This window comes from Rhodanobacter sp. LX-99 (genome assembly GCF_018599185.1).
GTDB lineage: Bacteria > Pseudomonadota > Gammaproteobacteria > Xanthomonadales > Rhodanobacteraceae > Rhodanobacter.
In genome coordinates, this window is record NZ_JAHFVL010000001.1 from 249,424 (window position 1) to 264,964 (window position 15,541).

General features: G+C 65.6%; 16 protein-coding genes. 10 read left to right on the top strand and 6 right to left on the bottom strand.

The features are described 5' to 3' along the window. Positions 1-27 precede the first annotated feature (27 nt). Positions 28-372, top strand: a complete 345-nt coding sequence (gene arsC, locus KK131_RS01140; protein ID WP_214554667.1) for an arsenate reductase (glutaredoxin) — start codon at positions 28-30, stop codon at positions 370-372. 66 nt (positions 373-438) lie between these two features. On the opposite strand, the gene KK131_RS01145 is transcribed toward arsC, so the two are convergent. From KK131_RS01145 to KK131_RS01155, 3 genes are all read right to left on the bottom strand, one after another. Further along, positions 439-1,239, bottom strand: coding sequence for an amidohydrolase (locus KK131_RS01145; RefSeq protein WP_214554668.1), 801 nt, complete (start codon positions 1,237-1,239; stop codon positions 439-441). Positions 1,240-1,241: 2 nt separating this feature from the next. Further along, the gene (locus tag KK131_RS01150) at positions 1,242-2,384 is read right to left on the bottom strand and encodes a pyridoxal phosphate-dependent aminotransferase (RefSeq protein ID WP_284731457.1); all 1,143 of its coding nucleotides are present in this window, start codon (positions 2,382-2,384) and stop codon (positions 1,242-1,244) included. Between the two features lie 61 nt (positions 2,385-2,445). Continuing rightward, complete coding sequence (locus tag KK131_RS01155; protein WP_214554672.1) at positions 2,446-3,420, bottom strand: LysR substrate-binding domain-containing protein; 975 nt, start codon at positions 3,418-3,420, stop codon at positions 2,446-2,448. A gap of 111 nt (positions 3,421-3,531) precedes the next feature. Here KK131_RS01155 and KK131_RS01160 point away from each other — a divergent pair, with 111 nt between their 5' ends. After that, complete coding sequence (locus tag KK131_RS01160) at positions 3,532-4,116, top strand: FMN-dependent NADH-azoreductase (RefSeq protein WP_214554674.1); 585 nt, start codon at positions 3,532-3,534, stop codon at positions 4,114-4,116. Between the two features lie 141 nt (positions 4,117-4,257). Beyond that, positions 4,258-5,925: an amidohydrolase gene (locus KK131_RS01165; RefSeq protein ID WP_214554676.1), complete on the top strand. Its 1,668-nt coding sequence runs from the start codon at positions 4,258-4,260 to the stop codon at positions 5,923-5,925. Between the two features lie 228 nt (positions 5,926-6,153). Here KK131_RS01165 and KK131_RS01170 read toward each other — a convergent pair whose 3' ends face one another. Then, a complete protein-coding gene (locus KK131_RS01170) occupies positions 6,154-6,939 on the bottom strand; it encodes an SDR family oxidoreductase (protein ID WP_214554678.1) in 786 nt (261 codons plus the stop codon). Positions 6,940-7,203: 264 nt separating this feature from the next. On the opposite strand from KK131_RS01170, the gene KK131_RS01175 reads away from it, so the two are divergent. Genes KK131_RS01175 through KK131_RS01195 form a run of 5 tightly spaced genes read left to right on the top strand, consistent with a single transcriptional unit; the run spans position 7,204 to position 10,475 of the window. Beyond that, entirely contained in the window at positions 7,204-7,545 is a 342-nt protein-coding gene (locus KK131_RS01175; RefSeq protein WP_214554680.1) for a hypothetical protein, read from the top strand. A 2-nt stretch (positions 7,546-7,547) separates the two neighbouring features. Next, positions 7,548-7,922 (top strand): GntR family transcriptional regulator, encoded by a 375-nt coding sequence (locus tag KK131_RS01180; protein WP_214554682.1) that lies wholly within the window; start codon positions 7,548-7,550, stop codon positions 7,920-7,922. After that, positions 7,919-8,776, top strand: coding sequence for an ABC transporter ATP-binding protein (locus KK131_RS01185; RefSeq protein ID WP_214554684.1), 858 nt, complete (start codon positions 7,919-7,921; stop codon positions 8,774-8,776). Before KK131_RS01180 ends, KK131_RS01185 begins: the two co-directional genes overlap by 4 nt. Beyond that, a complete protein-coding gene (locus KK131_RS01190; RefSeq protein ID WP_214554686.1) occupies positions 8,773-9,738 on the top strand; it encodes an ABC-2 transporter permease in 966 nt (321 codons plus the stop codon). Before KK131_RS01185 ends, KK131_RS01190 begins: the two co-directional genes overlap by 4 nt. Positions 9,739-9,770: 32 nt before the next feature. After that, positions 9,771-10,475, top strand: a complete 705-nt coding sequence (locus tag KK131_RS01195; protein WP_214554687.1) for a YggN family protein — start codon at positions 9,771-9,773, stop codon at positions 10,473-10,475. 90 nt (positions 10,476-10,565) lie between these two features. On the opposite strand, the gene KK131_RS01200 is transcribed toward KK131_RS01195, so the two are convergent. Continuing rightward, entirely contained in the window at positions 10,566-11,945 is a 1,380-nt protein-coding gene (locus tag KK131_RS01200; RefSeq protein ID WP_214554689.1) for a class II fumarate hydratase, read from the bottom strand. Between the two features lie 244 nt (positions 11,946-12,189). On the opposite strand from KK131_RS01200, the gene purB reads away from it, so the two are divergent. Both purB and KK131_RS01210 read left to right on the top strand, forming a co-directional pair. Next, positions 12,190-13,557 carry an adenylosuccinate lyase gene (gene purB, locus KK131_RS01205; RefSeq protein WP_214554691.1) on the top strand — a complete coding sequence of 456 codons (1,368 nt, stop codon included), beginning with the start codon at positions 12,190-12,192 and terminating at the stop codon, positions 13,555-13,557. Between the two features lie 238 nt (positions 13,558-13,795). Continuing rightward, complete coding sequence (locus tag KK131_RS01210; RefSeq protein ID WP_214554693.1) at positions 13,796-14,596, top strand: methyltransferase domain-containing protein; 801 nt, start codon at positions 13,796-13,798, stop codon at positions 14,594-14,596. Between the two features lie 202 nt (positions 14,597-14,798). On the opposite strand, the gene gstA is transcribed toward KK131_RS01210, so the two are convergent. Then, positions 14,799-15,416: a glutathione transferase GstA gene (gene gstA, locus KK131_RS01215; RefSeq protein WP_214554695.1), complete on the bottom strand. Its 618-nt coding sequence runs from the start codon at positions 15,414-15,416 to the stop codon at positions 14,799-14,801. Positions 15,417-15,541: the final 125 nt, after the last annotated feature.

Here is a 15,541-nt window from a genome sequence, read left to right on the forward strand (position 1 = left end):
GGCCCGACCATGGAGAGTGATTGAACGATGGTGCGCATCTACCACAACAACCGTTGCTCCAAGTCGCGCGCCACGCTGGCGCTGCTGGAGGAACACGGCGGCGAAGTCGAGGTGGTCAACTACCTCGACACGCCGCCGAGCGCGGCCGAACTGGCCCAGTTGCTGAAGCAACTGGGGATGACCGCGCGCCAACTGCTGCGCACCGGCGAGATGGAGTACCAGGCGCTCGGCCTGGACAACCCCGCACTCGACGACGCTGCCCTGATCGCCGCGATGGTGGCGCACCCGAAGCTGATCGAACGTCCGATCGTCGTGGCCAACGGCAAGGCCGCACTCGGCCGTCCGCCGGAAGCGGTGCTGGCCATACTCTGAGCCGACGTGAGTTCCCGACAAAAAAGCCGCCCATGAGCGGCTTTTTTGTCCACGCTGAAGGGTGGATCAACCCGGATCGAGCGAGAACGCGTCGGCGTCCATCCACGCCGGGAAACGTTCGCGATGCGCCAGCAGCGGTGCCGGATCGAGCACGACGGTCACCACCTGCTCCTGCGCGCCCAGTTCCACCAGCGGTTCGCCGACCGGATCGATCACCGCGCTGTCGCCGGCGTAGGGGATCTCGTTGCCGTCCACGCCGACCCGGTTCACCCCGACCACGTAGCCGAGGTTCTCGATCGCCCGCGCGCGCAGCAGCGTGCGCCAGGGTTGCCGGCGCGGCGCCGGCCAGTTCGCCACGAACAACGCCAGGTCGTAATCCATGCCGCCACTGGCCGAAGCCAACCGGCGGTTGCGCAGCCACACCGGAAAGCGCAGGTCGTAGCAGACCTGCGGCAGGATGCGCCAACCCTTCAGTTCCACGACCAGGCGCTGGCTGCCGCTGCCGTAGCGGGTGTGCTCGCCGGCCATGCGGAACAGGTGGCGCTTGTCGTACTGCTCGAAGCTGCCGTCCGGCCGCACCCACAGCAGGCGGTTGTAGACGACGCCGTTTTCGCGGATCGCCAGGCTGCCGCAGATCACCGCGCCCACCTCGACCGCCAGCGCGCGCAGCCAGGCCACGCCCTCGCCGTCCATGCTGTCGGCGCTGGCCTGGATGTCGTTGCTGAAGCCGGACAGGAAGGTCTCCGGCAACACGATCAGATCGCTGCCGATGGCCTGGCGCACCAGCGCGCCGTAGTAGTCGCGATTGGCCGGCGCGTCGTGCCAGCGGGTGGCGCCCTGCACCAGCGAGACCCTCAGGGGTTGCATGATCAGAGCCGGCATAGCCGCTCCGCCGCCACTTCCATCGTGGCGTCGCTCTTGGCGAAACACAGCCGCAGCAGGCGCGTGTCCGGCGCGCGCTCATAAAACGGCGACAACGGAATCGCCGCCACGCCGGCGTGTTCGACCAGCCACTTGCTGAAGGCCAGGTCGTCCTCGTCGCGGATGGCCGAATAATCGACCAGTTGGAAGTAACCGCCCGGCACGTCGAGCAGCCTGAAGCGCGACGGCGCCAGCAGCGCGCGGAAGCGGTCGCGCTTGGCTTGGTAGAACGCCGGCAACTCCAGATAGTGCTGCGGCGTGCCGGCCATGAACTCGGCGAACGCCACCTGCGCGGGATGAAAGGTGCAGAACGTGAGGTACTGGTGCACCTTGCGGAACTCGGCGCTCAGCGCGGCCGGCGCCACCGCATAACCCACCTTCCAGCCGGTGCAGTGATAGGTCTTGCCGAACGAGGAGATCACGATGCTGCGCCCGGCCAGCTCCGGATGGCGCAGCACGCTCTCGTGCTGCGCGCCGTCGTAGACGATGTGTTCGTACACCTCGTCGGACAACACCACGATGCCGGTATCGCGCACGATCGCCGCCAGCTCCTCCAGATCGGCCGACGACAGCACCGCGCCGGACGGATTGTGCGGGCTGTTGATCATGATCATGCGCGTCTTCGGCGTCACCGCGTCGCGCACGCGCTGCCAGTCGATCGCGAACGCCGGCACGGTCAGCGGGATGTGCACCGCGCGCGCGCCCTGCAGCTCGATCGCCGGCTCGTAGCAGTCGTAGGCAGGATCGAACACGATCACCTCCTCGCCCGCGCGCACCGTCGCGGCGATCGCCGCGAAGATCGCCTCGGTGGCGCCGGAGGTGAGCGTGATGTCGGTATCGACATTGAGCCTGCGGCCGTACAGCCGCTCGGTCTTCAGCACGATCTGCTCGCGCAGGGCGGCGATGCCGTGCATCGGCGCGTACTGGTTGCGGCCTTCGTTCATGGCGCGGCTCAGCGCATCGCGCAGCCCCTGCGGCGGCTCGAAGTCGGGGAAACCCTGACCCAGGTTGACCGCCTTGTGCTCCAGCGCGAGCTGGCTCATCACGCTGAAGATGGTGGTGCCGACTTTGGGGAGTTTGGTAGCGATCATCATTTGGCCGTATAAATGTCCGTAAACCCGGCAGCGTACTGCATCGGGGCCACCGTGTGCATCACGTCGAGGGAAGTTCATCCAGCGGGCGCTGCTTGCACTGCTCATGCTTCAGCAAGGTGGTGGCCGGCAGCCGCTCGGCCAGGAAGTCGACCAGCGCGCGTACGCCGGGCAGCATGCCGCGCCGGCTGGGGTAGACGAAATGCATGGTGCCCTCGGGCACGCTCCACTCCGGCAGCACCACCTCGAGTTCGCCGCGGGTGATCGCCGGCGCGCAGACGAACTCCGGCAGCAACGCCACGCCCATGCCGCGGCGGGCCGCCTCCAGCAGCACCGCGAAGTCGCCGGTGATCAGGCGCGCCTGCACCTCGACGTTGACCTGCTCGCCGTTCGCACCGATCAGTTCCCACACTTGCGCACCTTCGTGCTCGCGCATCGACAGTGCCGGCAGTTTGCCCAGTTCATCCGGCGTGGCCGGACGGCCCTGGGCTTTCAGCAAGGCGGGGCTGGCCACCAGCTTGGTACGCGACTGGCCGAATGTGCGGATCACCAGGTTCGCATCCGTGTCCAGCTTGCTGCGCACGCGGACCGCCAGATCGTAGCCCTCGCCGATCACGTCGACCCGGCGGTCGCTGGACAGCACGCGCACCTGCATCTTCGGGTACAGCGCGAGGAAATCCGGCAGCACGTACGCCAGCACCGTCTGCGCCAGCGACACCGGGCAGCTCAGGCGCACCATGCCGCGCGGCTCGGCGCGCAATTCGTCCACCGCGTCCTGCGCTGCCTGTGCCTCTTCCAGCACGGCGCGGCAATGCGTGTAGAAGCGCTCGCCGACCTCAGTCACCACGAAGCGCCTCGTGGTCCGCTGCAGCAGGCGCACGCCCAGCCGTTCCTCCAGCTGGGCCACGCGCTTGCTCAGGCGCGACTTCGGCACGCCCAGCGCGCGGCCGGCCGCGGAAAAACCGCCGTGCTCGACCACGGCGGCAAAGAAGTACAGATCGTTGAGGTCCTGCAGGGCACCGCCCAATACGGTCATGATCGTTTCCATCAAAGAACGATAAGTTCGATAACTGCCATCTTATCGAGGCATTGTTTCAAATATATCCTGATTCCATCGCCAATTGTTGGCCTGACCAGGAAGCTTTCCATGAAACTCTTGCATATCGATTCCAGCGCGCTGGGTGGTTATTCGGTGTCGCGCCAGCTGACCGCCGATATCGTAGCCGAGCTGAAGCGCGCCACACCCGGCCTCACCATCCGCTATCACGATCTGGCCGCACAGCCGCTGCCGCACTGGACCCCGGTGGCCGACGCCAGCGACCCCGCCGCCGTGCTGGGCACCGAAATGCTGGAAGAGTTCCTTGCCGCCGACATGGTGGTGATCGGCGCGCCGATGTACAACTTCGCGATCTCCAGCCAGCTCAAGGCGTGGCTCGACCGCATCCTGGTTGCCGGCAAGACCTTCCGCTACACGGCGAACGGCCCCGAGGGCCTGGCCGGCGGCAAGCGGGTGATCATTGCCTCCAGCCGCGGCGGCTTCTACGGCAAGGACACGCCTGCCGCCGCGATGGACTTCCAGGAACCCTACCTGCGTGCGGCATTTGCCTTCATCGGCATCGACGACGTCGAGTTCGTGCGCGCCGAAGGCATCGCGATCGGCGACGAGCAGAAGGCTGCGGCGCTGAAGTCCGCGCGCAGCGCGATCGGGACGCTGGTCGCCAAGGCGGCCTGATCCACCCTGCCCCCGGGCGAACGCCCTCTTCCTGCTGAAGAGGGCGTTTGCGTCACGCGGCGGGCGAGCCGCGACCGCCCTGCTGGAAAAACCGCGCACGGACCGACACACTGCGGATTCATCCGTCACGGGAATCCGCGCATGAAACACTCGCTACGCCTGTCCCTGCTCGCCCTGCTGGCGCTGGCGCCGGCCGTGCAGGCCGCCGACCTGCTGGTCGACAACGTCAACGGCTACACACTGGACAGCCACGGCAAGCTGCAGCATTTCCAGGCGCTGCTGGTCGACCAGGGCAAGGTGGTCGCCACCGGCAACCATGCCGAACTGGCCAGCCGCGCCGGCGACGCCAAGGTGATCGACGGCCACGGCAAGACCCTGCTGCCCGGCCTGATCGACGCCCACGGCCACGTGCTGGAGCTCGGCTACGCACGCAACAACGTCGACCTTGTCGGCACGAAGTCGCTGGACGAGGCGCTGGCGAAAGTGAAAGCCTACGCGGCGGCGCACCCCGAGGCGAAGTGGATCCTCGGCAGCGGCTGGAACCAGGAGATCTGGAAGCTCGGCCGCTTTCCTACCGCGAAGGAACTCGACACCGCGGTCGCCGACCGCCCGGTCTGGCTGAGCCGCGTCGACGGCCACGCCGGTTGGGCCAACAGCGCCGCCATCAAGCTGGCCGGGGTCGACAAAGCCAGCAAGGATCCCAGCGGTGGACGCATCGAACGCGATGCCGGCGGCAATCCCGCCGGCGTCTTCGTCGACGGCGCCACCGCGCTGATCAACGCGAAGGTGCCGCCGCCGACCCCGCAGCAGAAGGTCGCCGCGCTGGATACCGCGCTGGCCGAGATGGCCAGCGTCGGCCTCACCGGCGTCGGCGACGCCGGCATCGACCTGGCCAACTACGAGCTGTACCGGCAGTACGCCGACCAGCACAAGCTGACTGCGCGCATCTACGCGATGATCCTGGGCACCGGCGACGACTTCGACACGATCAGCAAGGACGGCCCGCTGATCGGCTACGGCAACGACTTTCTCACGGTGCGCGCAGTCAAGCTGTTCGCCGACGGCGCACTGGGCAGCCGCGGCGCGGCGATGCTCGCGCCCTACTCCGACGATCCGCACAACCGTGGCCTGCTGTTCCTGAAGCCTGCAGAACTGACCGCGGACATCGGCAAGGCGCTGGGCAAGGGCTACCAGGTCGCCATCCACGCGATCGGCGACCACGCCAACCGCGAAGTGCTGGACAGCTACGCGGCAGCCTACAAGGCCCACCCCGACGGCATCGCTTTGCGCAACCGGGTCGAGCACGCGCAGATCGTCTCGCTCGTGGACATCCCGCGCTTCGTGCCGCTCAAGCTGATCGCCTCGATGCAACCGACCCACGCCACCTCCGACATGAACATGGCGGAAGACCGCATCGGCCACGAGCGGATCAAGGGTGCCTACGCCTGGCAGCGCTTCCTCAAGCAGGGCACGATCGTCGCCGGCGGCTCGGATTTCCCGGTGGAATCGCCGAACCCGTTCTACGGACTGTACTCGGCGATCACCCGCGAGGATCACGCCGGCCAGCCGCCGGGCGGCTGGTACCCGGACCAGGACATGACGCCGGCCGAGGCGCTACGCGCGTTCACCCTCGATGCGGCTTACGCGGAGCATGCGGAAAAGACCCTGGGCACATTGGAGCCGGGCAAGTGGGCCGACTTCATCCTGATCGACCACGATATCTTCAAGGACCCCGCGAGCAAGATCTGGGAGACGAAGGTGCTGCAGACCTGGGTCGGCGGCAAGCAGGTGTACGCGGCGAAGGATTGAACGCGCAATATTGGAGACCACAGAGGCCGGCTGCGAAGCCGGCTTTTGTGTCGATGCAAGCCGCGAGCGGGCCCTTCGACTTCCTCGCTCCTCAAAGCCGCAGCCATCCATGGCCGCTCCCCGCGTGCGCTGCGCTACGCTCAGGGCGAACGGGTCACCGTTGCCGCCACCCTCCACCGTTCACCCTGAGCGTAGCCGCGCAGCGGCGAAGTCGAAGGGCCGCTCGGCCTAGATCGTCGAAGTCTTGCCGCCGTCCATCGGGATGATCGCGCCGGTGACGTAGCTGGCGCGCGCCGAGGCCAGGAACACCGCCACGTCGGCGATCTCCGCGGGCTCGGCCATGCGGCCCAGCGGAATATCGGCGAGCTGCGCGGTCAGCAGCTCCTCGCGTGGCCGTCCGCTGGCACGGACCGCCGCATCCAGGCCCTCGTCGACCCGACCGGTGCGGGTGATGCCGGGGTTGATCGCATTCACCCGCACGCCCTTGCCGGCATAGGCATTCGCATAGCCCACCGTGGCCAGCATCAGGGCGGCGTTCGCCGCGCCGCCGCCGATGTGCTGCGGATTGGCCTGGCGGCCGCCCTGCCCGATCACGTTGACGATGCTGCCACTGCCACGCGCACCCATGCGGCGGATCACCGGGTCGATCGCGTGCATGTAGCTGAAGTACTTCGCCTGCATCGCCGCCTGCATCGCGGCGGCATCCAGCTCATCCGGCGGCGCGCGGCGCGCGGCTCCGGCGCAGTTGACCAGCACGTCGACCGGACCATGGTCGCGTTCGATGCGCTCCATGACCAGTTGTGCCGCCACGCTGTCCTTCAGGTCGGCCGGTTGCGCCGTCATCGCCAGGCCGAGCGATTCGAGCTGCTGCTGCGCGGCGCGCAGGTTCGCCGGATCGCGCGAAACACCGACCACCTTCGCCCCCTCGCGTGCAAACGCGATCGCACAGGCCAGGCCGATGCCCTTGCTGGCGCCGGTGACCACCACGACCCGGTCGAGCAATTCGAGATCCATGCCTGCCTCCGCGTGACTGATATCCGCGCATTGAACCATGTTCGCCAAAGGCCGCGGGATGACGCCGGCCCACGCTGCATGCCACATCCGCGGCGGCCGCCGCGGATGTGGCATGCAGCGGCAGCTACCGGGCCGTCGGGCCGTCGCCTGACCATATAGGCCATCAGTCATGTTGCGAAATCGCATTTCGCCTATTGACGGCTCAAAGTTCAGTGTTATAGTTAACTACAACACCACTCAACGAGGTCACTAAGGAGGCCCGTCATGAAAGCGCAGAACCTGATCGCCAGCGTCGCCGCCGTCCTGTTCACCTTCGCCAGCCTGAGCGCCGTCAACTACAACGTCGACAGCCAGCCGGCCCCGGCCCGCAAGAGCAGCACCATCCCCGTCATCGACCTGGCCCCGGTCCAGGTTCGCCCCAGCGCAGCCGAAATGCGCACCGCCGCCCTGCTGAACGACATCGGCGTCGCGGGCGTCGCCACGATCCCGGCCATCGGACACCTGGACGGAACCAGCGATGCGGAGCAATTCAGCCTGCTCGGGTCGCAGCTGGTCATGCCCTACTATTCGTTTGGCAACAAGTTCGGCCGCATCAGCAAGGAATAAATATGACCATTACCTGGAACGACAGCGTCCCGATCTATCGCCAGCTGCAGCAACGCGTGGTGGCGATGATCCTGGACGGCGCCTTGAACGAGGGCGACCCGCTGCCGTCGGTACGCCAGGTGGCCGCGGACTATCAAATCAATCCGCTGACCGTGTCGAAGGCGTACCAGGAACTGGTCGACGAACAACTGGTGGAAAAACGGAGGGGTCTGGGCATGTTCGTCATCGAAGGCGCTCGCGAGGCGCTGCTGAAATCCGAACGCGAGCGGTTCCTGCGCGAAGAGTGGCCGGTATTGTTTGCCCGGCTGCAGCGGCTGGGGCTGGATCTGAAGACGCTGTTGCGCGAAACCGGCACCGACAAGGAGGAGAAATCATGAGCGCGGTGATCACGGCCAGTGGCCTGACCAAGCGATACAAGTCGGCGCTGGCACTGGACAACGCCAGTTTCCGGATCGAACCCGGCCGCATCGTCGGCCTGATCGGCCCCAACGGCGCCGGCAAGACCACCGCGCTGAAGGCGATCCTGGGCCTCACCGACTTCACCGGCGAGCTGAACGTGCTGGGCTTCGACCCGCGCAAGCAGCGCGACAAGCTGATGGGCGAGGTGTGCTTCATCGCCGACGTGGCCGTGCTGCCGCGCTGGATCAAGGTACGCCAGGCAGTGGATTTCGTCGCCAACGTGCACCCGCGCTTCGACCGCGCCAAGTGCGAGGCGTTCCTGGCCCGCACCAAGCTGCAGCCCGACCAGCGCGTGCGGCAGATGTCCAAGGGCATGATCGTGCAGCTGCACCTGGCGCTGGTGATGGCGATCGACGCCAAGCTGCTGATCCTGGACGAACCCACCCTGGGCCTGGACATCCTCTACCGCAAGCAGTTCTACCAGCACCTGCTGGAAGACTACTTCGACGAGAACAAGACGATCATCGTCACCACGCATCAAGTGGAGGAAGTCGAGCACATCCTCACCGACCTGATGTTCATCCGCGACGGCAGGATCGTGCTGGATGCCGACATGGACGCGGTTGGCGATCGCTTCATCGAGGTGATGGTCGGGGCCGACAAGGCCGACGCCGCGCGCCAGCTGAAACCGCTGGACGAGCGCCAGGTCTTCGGCAAGAGCATTTTTCTGTTCGACGGCGCGAACCGCGCGACGCTGGAGCAGCTGGGCGAAACTCGCCGGCCCTCCATCAGCGACCTGTTCGTCGCCACCATGAAGGGAACCTACGCATGAAAACCTTCTACTGGCTTGTGAAGCGCGAATTCTGGGAACACCGGGGCGGCTTCTTCTGGGCGCCGATCATCACCGGCGGCGTGTTCCTGTTGCTGAACATCATGGGCATCATCACCGCCGAGGTGGTCGGCGCGCGCCACGGCATCAACTTCGGCGCCAGCGGCGGCCTGCAACGCGTCATCGCCGACATGGACGCCGGCGACCTGAGCCAGGTCGGACTCGCCCTGGACGTGGCGATGTACTCGGCGATGGGCCTGCTGATCGTCGTTCTGGGCTTTGTGGTGTTTTTCTACTGCCTCGGTGCGCTGTACGACGATCGCCGCGACCGCAGCATCCTGTTCTGGAAATCGTTGCCGATCTCCGATACCAGCACCGTGCTGTCCAAGGTCGTCAGCGCCACCGTGCTTGCGCCGATCGTCGCCGTGATCACGGGCATCATCGTCGGCATGCTGCAGTTGCTGATCCTGGCGGTCACGCTGTCCTTCCACGGCGTGAACGTATGGCAGCTGCTGGTGCTGGCCCATCCGTTCCGGGTCATGTTCAACCTGGTCGGCTACATCCCGCTGTATGTGCTGTGGGCGCTGCCTTCGGTGGGCTGGCTGCTGCTCTGCTCGGCCTGGGCACGCAACAAGCCCTTCCTGTGGGCCGTGGCATTGCCGGTGGCCACCGGCCTGCTGGTGAGCTGGTTCGGCATCATGGGACTGTTCGACCTGCCGACCACCTGGTTCTGGAAGAACGTCGTGCAGCGCGGCCTGCTCAGCGTATTCCCCGGCACCGGCAGCATGTTCGGTCACAACGGCAACATCGCACACAGCGTCGCCGGCAACCCGGGCATGGACTTCATGGATCTGGCCAACACCTACCAGCTATTGGCATCCGCCAACCTGTGGGTCGGCGTGGTAGTCGGCCTGGGCCTGCTCGCCGGCGCAGTCTGGTTCCGCCGCTGGCGCGACGACAGCTGACTTCCGGTCGAATTCGAGAAAGGAGAACATTCATGAAACCCGTCACTTTCAGCGCACTCGCCTTGCTCCTGCTGCTGCCGCTGGCCGCCTGCAGCCAATCCGGGCAGGACACCACCCCTTCGGGCGCCGCCAGCGACATGGCCCAGGCTGCAAAGGAAGTTCGCCAGCAGACCTCTCCCTCGATGATCGCCTCCGAGGTCCGCAAGGGCATCGAGCAGGCCAAGAAGGAACTGGTCACCCAGGACATCGACGTGGGTGGCGTCCACATCGGCAACGGCCCGCGCCACCACGACGGCTCCCGGCCCAAGGCGGTGATCACCCCGCAAGGCGAGCTGGTGATCGCCGGCAAGCCGGTATCGGCTACGCCGGAACAGCACGCCATGCTGGTGGATTACCGCCAGCAGATCATCGGCATCGCCGAGGCCGGCATGGACATCGGTGCAAGCGGCGCGGACATCGGCGTCGCCGCAGCGAAGCAGGCGATCTGGGGCGCGTTCACCGGCAAGAGCGACAAGGAGATCGAGGCGAGCATCAAGCCGCAGACCGACCAGATCCAGGCCGCCGCCATGCAACTCTGCAAGCGCATGCCCGGCCTGCTCACCTCCCAGCAGAAACTGGCCGCCGCCCTGCCCGCATTCAAGCCCTACGCCACGATGACCCAGGAGGACATTGATGATTGCGGCAGGGACATGAAGGACAAGGACGGCAAGAAAGGCTTCGCCGTATTCTCCGACTGACCCGATGCAGGATGCAGGAGCCCGCTCGCGGGCGATGCCGTTGCTTTGAGCATCGCCCGCGAGCGGGCTCCTGCAGGACGTCTTTCAAGGTCAACCGTGGATGCCGCCGCGGGTCAGCGCCATCGGATCGAGCAGCTTCTTCAGTTCATCCTTCGACAACCCGGTGGTTTCCAGCGCCACTTCCATGATCGGCCGATGCTGCTTGTACGCCAGCTTGGCGGTAGCCGCACCCTTCTCGTAGCCGATTACCGGGTTCAGCGCAGTGACCAGGATCGGGTTCATCGCCAGCGCCTGGTTCACCCGTGCCTTGTTGACCTTGAAGCCGGCGATGGACTTGTCGGCCAGCAGCACGCTGACGTTGGCCAGGATGCCGATCGACTGCAGCAGGTTGTGCGCGATCAGCGGCAGCATCACATTGAGCTGGAAGTTGCCGGACTGGCCGGCGATGGTGATCGAGGCGTCGTTGCCGATCACCTGCGCGGCGACCATCGCCACGGCCTCGGGAATCACCGGGTTGACCTTGCCCGGCATGATCGACGAACCCGGCTGCAGCGCCGGCAGTTCGATCTCGCCCAAGCCGGCCAGGGGACCGGAATTCATCCAGCGCAGGTCATTGGCGATCTTCATCAGCGCCACCGCCAGCGTCTTCAACTGGCCGGACAGTTCCACCGCAGCATCCTGCGCGGCCATGCCCTCGAAATAGTTTTGCGCCGACTCGAACTTCACCCCGGTCAGTTTCTTCAACTGCTGCGCGATGGCCGGGCCAAACTTCGGATCGGCATTGATGCCGGTGCCCACCGCGGTGCCGCCCTGCGGCAGCCGGCGCATGCGCTTCAGCGCGTCCTCGATGCGTTCGATGGCAGAGGCCACTTGCGCCGACCAGCCGGACAGCTCCTGCCCGAACGTGATCGGCATCGCGTCCATCAGGTGGGTGCGGCCGGTTTTCGGCGTGCTCTTCAATTCACGCGCGCGCTTGTCGATGGCCTTCTTCAGGTGCTTCAGCGCCGGCAGCAGCTGCTCGCTGGCGGTCAGCGCGGCGCTGACGTGGATCGCGGTGGGGATCACGTCGTTCGAGCTCTGCCCGTAATTGACGTGGTCGTTCGGATGCACCTTCGCGCCGCCCTGCACCGCCAGGTGCGCGATCACCTCATTCGCATTCATGTTGGTGCTGGTGCCCGAGCCGGTCTGGAAGATGTCGATCGGGAACTGCGCGTCGTATTGGCCGTTCGCCACCGCCAGCGCCGCCTTGCGGATCGCCGCGGCCTGGTTCTTCTTCAGGTGCCCCATCGCCAGATTGACCTCGGCCGCGGCGGCCTTGATCAGCCCCAGTGCGCGGATGAACGGGCGCGGCAGGTGCAGGCCGGAGATCGGGAAGTTGTCGATCGCGCGCTGGGTCTGCGCGCCGTACAGCGCGTCGGCGGGGACTTTCAACTCGCCCATGCTGTCGTGTTCGATGCGGAAGTTGCTCATTGGGGGGAATCCTTCGGGAAAAGACCATGGGATGCTGAAGACAGCACTACGCCCTTCTAGGCCCGTTCGCCCTGAGCGTAGCCGCGCAGCGGCGAAGTCGAAGGGTATCGGAGCGGCTTCGACTTCGCGCCTTCGGCGCTACGCTCAGCCCGAACGGATAGACAGCCATGCCTCGTCACTATAAGCCGCCGAGCATTGGCCTGCTGTCAATGTAAAATGGCGGTTTCTTCGCCGGAACCTGCCGATGTCCTCCCACGCCCTCACCGCCCTGTCGCCGCTGGACGGCCGCTACGCCAGCAAGGTCGAAGCGCTGCGCCCGATCTTCAGCGAGTTCGGCCTGATGCATCGCCGCGTGCAGGTGGAGATCGAATGGCTGCTGGCTCTGGCCGCCGAGCCAGGCATCCGGGAACTCCCGCCGTTCACGGAAACCCAGGTCAAGCAGTTGCACACCATCGCCGACAGCTTCGCCATCGAGGAAGGCGCGCGCATCAAGGCCATCGAGGCCACCACCAACCACGACGTCAAGGCGGTGGAATACTTCATCAAGGAGCGCATCGGCGCCGACCCCGCACTGGCCCGGGCCCGCGAGTTCGTGCATTTCGGCTGCACCAGCGAGGACATCAACAACCTGTCCTACGCACTGATGCTGCGCGACGCGCGCAGCCAGGTGCTGCTGCCGCAGCTGGACGCGGTGATCGCCAAGCTGCGCGAGATCGCGCACGCCAACGCCGCGCTGCCGCTGCTCTCGCGCACCCACGGCCAGACCGCCTCGCCCAGCACGCTGGGCAAGGAAATCGCCAACGTGGTGGCGCGGCTGGAACGCCAGCGCCGGCAGCTTGCCGCAGTGGAAATCTCCGGCAAGATCAACGGTGCGGTGGGCAACTACAACGCCCACGCCATCGCCTATCCGGAAATCGACTGGCGGGCGTTCTCGCAGCGCTTCGTGGAAAGCCTCGGCCTCGACTTCAACGCGTACACCACCCAGATCGAGCCGCACGACGGCGTGGCCGAATACTGCGACGCCGTGCGCCGCGCCAACATCATCCTGATCGACCTGGCCCGCGACATCTGGGGCTACATCTCGCTGGGCTATTTCAAGCAGACGCTGAAGGCCGGCGAAGTGGGCTCATCGACCATGCCGCACAAGGTCAACCCGATCGACTTCGAAAACGCCGAAGGCAATTTTGGCCTCGCCAATGCCCTGCTCGGCCACTTCGCCGAGAAGCTGCCGATCAGCCGCTGGCAGCGCGACCTCACCGACTCCACCGTGCTGCGCGCACTGGGCACCGCGTTCGGCCACACCCTGGTCGCGTTGGAATCGCTGAAGAAAGGCCTGGGCAAACTCAACGTCAACGCCGAACGCATCGCCGCCGACCTCGACGCCAGCTGGGAAGTACTGGCCGAAGCCGTGCAGACCGTGATGCGCCGCTACGGCCTGCCCGAGCCGTACGAGCAGCTCAAGGCCTTAACCCGCGGGCACGGCATCACCCGTGACTCCATGCGCGAGTTCATCGGTGGGCTCGACCTGCCGGCCGAGGCGAAGCAGCGGTTGCTGGAGCTGACGCCGGGCGGCTACATCGGCTTGGCCGAGGGGCTAGCGAAGGACATCTGAGCGCGATTGTCTGTCGGACGCCCAGCCACCTCGTGGGTCGCCTCGAATAACCACACTTCAGTCTCGCCATCCCAGCGAAAGCTGGAATGACGGACGTTCCAGGATTTTTCGAGGTCCCGGCAGCAGTAAGTGAACCTGACCCCGTTTTGTGCTGCTCCAGCGTTGGTCGTCACGCGACAATCAAATATGAAACCAATCGCTCGCAGCCAGAAATCAACCCGCAAGCGTCGAGGAATTCATGTCCGACACTGACTACCTTCTGGAAAACCGGAAGGCAGAGGCGGCTCAGCGCTTCGCCTCGCTGTCCGCCCTGTTCGACCCGGTCACGCTTCGACAGTTTGATGCTTGCGGCATGGCTGACGGATGGCGCTGCTGGGAAGTGGGCGCCGGAGGACCTGCACTCGTCCGAATGATCGCGGAGCGTGTTGGACATGCCGGGCACGTACTGGCAACTGACATCGACGCCTCCTGGACGAGGGAAGCGGCGTCTCAAAACGTGGAAGTACGCAACCATGACGTGGCCCACGACGCTCCGCCCGGTGAATTATTTGATCTGGTGCATGCCCGGCTGGTTCTGGTCCACGTTCCCGAGCGGGAACGCGCATTCCGTAACATGATTTCCGCACTGAAGCCCGGCGGTTGGCTGGTGATCGAGGATGCCGATCCTGCGCTCCAGCCGTTGAGCTGCATCGACGCCTACGGCCCCGAGCAAGAGCTGGCCAACAGGATCAGGGTGGGATTCAGGGCGCTGTTGTCGAACCGGGGAGCGGACTTGTCCTTCGGCCGAAAACTGCCGCGAATGTTCCGCAGCGCGGGTATGGAAGACATGGCAGCCGAGGCTTATTTCCCGATCACTTTGCCGGAATGCGCGCCATTGGAAATTGCCACGATAGCGATGATTCGAAACGATCTGCTGAGCCATGGCATAGCCACCGATGACGAAATCGAGCAACACCTCGATAACGTGCGAGCTGGTGTGCTGGACCTCTCACAGCCACCGATGATTTCCGTTCGCGGACGCAAGCCGCGATACCGGTGAAGATGCTTTTCTGCTGTGCCAGCCGGCGCGAGGTGTCGCAGGTCATCTGCTCAGGTTCATTCACTGCGTAACAGAAGGCTTGTGCTGGCCGTGAACCCGGCCCTGTTCGCAAAAAGCTCACCCGAGCAACCTGTCCCACCTCACCAGACGCGAACGGCCGGCACCTCGCGATGCCGGCCGTTTGCGTTTGCGCAATGACCGATCAGGCGGCCGCCTTGATCAGCCCTTCTGCCTGCATCGCCTTCTGCACTGCCGGCCGCTCGGCCACGCGCTTCTGGAAGGCCAGCAACGCCGGGAAGCCGGACAGGTCCAGGTCGACGTGCTTGGCCCAGTTGGTGACGGTGAACAGGTAGGCGTCGGCCGCGGTGAAATGGTCGCCAAGCAGCCACGGCTGCTTCGCCAGCACGTCTTCGATCAGCTGGTAGCGCTTGAGCAGGTATGCCTTGCGCTCGGCGCGGGTGGCCTCGGGCGTGTCGGGCTTGAACAGCGGGCTGTAGCTCTTGTGGATCTCCGAGTTGATGTAGCCCAGCATCTCCTGCAGGCGATAGCGTGCAAGCGTGCCGTTGGCGGGGGCCAGGCCGCTTTCGGGCTTGAGGTCGGCCAGGTACTGCACGATCGCCGGGCCTTCGGTCAGCAGTTCGCCGTTGTCCAGCGCCAGCGCCGGCACGTAGCCCTTCGGGTTGACCTGCCAGAAATCCGCGCCGCCTTCGGTGCGCTTGGCCTTGCCGTCGACCTTTTCCAGCGGCAGCGCGATGCCGGCTTCCAGCGCCACGATGTGCGGGGAAAGCGAACAGGCGCCGGGGGAGTAATAGAGCTTCATGCGATGACTCCATGTGGGTGGGGAACACGGATGGCGCGCCGGGCAAGCGGCATGCATCCGAGCCCCGCATGCTACGACGTCATGGTTACCATTGGATACCATCTAACCGTCGGTTAGTCCTAGAA

Excerpts from the sequence above, each read along its gene's own strand:
- arsC (WP_214554667.1), top strand. The coding sequence starts at position 28 with ATGGTGCGCATCTACCACAACAACCGTTGCTCCAAGTCGCGCGCCACG.
- KK131_RS01145 (WP_214554668.1), bottom strand. The coding sequence starts at position 1,239 with ATGCAACCCCTGAGGGTCTCGCTGGTGCAGGGCGCCACCCGCTGGCAC.
- KK131_RS01150 (WP_284731457.1), bottom strand. The coding sequence starts at position 2,384 with ATGATCGCTACCAAACTCCCCAAAGTCGGCACCACCATCTTCAGCGTG.
- KK131_RS01155 (WP_214554672.1), bottom strand. The coding sequence starts at position 3,420 with ATGACCGTATTGGGCGGTGCCCTGCAGGACCTCAACGATCTGTACTTC.
- KK131_RS01160 (WP_214554674.1), top strand. The coding sequence starts at position 3,532 with ATGAAACTCTTGCATATCGATTCCAGCGCGCTGGGTGGTTATTCGGTG.
- KK131_RS01165 (WP_214554676.1), top strand. The coding sequence starts at position 4,258 with ATGAAACACTCGCTACGCCTGTCCCTGCTCGCCCTGCTGGCGCTGGCG.
- KK131_RS01170 (WP_214554678.1), bottom strand. The coding sequence starts at position 6,939 with ATGGATCTCGAATTGCTCGACCGGGTCGTGGTGGTCACCGGCGCCAGC.
- KK131_RS01175 (WP_214554680.1), top strand. The coding sequence starts at position 7,204 with ATGAAAGCGCAGAACCTGATCGCCAGCGTCGCCGCCGTCCTGTTCACC.
- KK131_RS01180 (WP_214554682.1), top strand. The coding sequence starts at position 7,548 with ATGACCATTACCTGGAACGACAGCGTCCCGATCTATCGCCAGCTGCAG.
- KK131_RS01185 (WP_214554684.1), top strand. The coding sequence starts at position 7,919 with ATGAGCGCGGTGATCACGGCCAGTGGCCTGACCAAGCGATACAAGTCG.
- KK131_RS01190 (WP_214554686.1), top strand. The coding sequence starts at position 8,773 with ATGAAAACCTTCTACTGGCTTGTGAAGCGCGAATTCTGGGAACACCGG.
- KK131_RS01195 (WP_214554687.1), top strand. The coding sequence starts at position 9,771 with ATGAAACCCGTCACTTTCAGCGCACTCGCCTTGCTCCTGCTGCTGCCG.
- KK131_RS01200 (WP_214554689.1), bottom strand. The coding sequence starts at position 11,945 with ATGAGCAACTTCCGCATCGAACACGACAGCATGGGCGAGTTGAAAGTC.
- purB (WP_214554691.1), top strand. The coding sequence starts at position 12,190 with ATGTCCTCCCACGCCCTCACCGCCCTGTCGCCGCTGGACGGCCGCTAC.
- KK131_RS01210 (WP_214554693.1), top strand. The coding sequence starts at position 13,796 with ATGTCCGACACTGACTACCTTCTGGAAAACCGGAAGGCAGAGGCGGCT.
- gstA (WP_214554695.1), bottom strand. The coding sequence starts at position 15,416 with ATGAAGCTCTATTACTCCCCCGGCGCCTGTTCGCTTTCCCCGCACATC.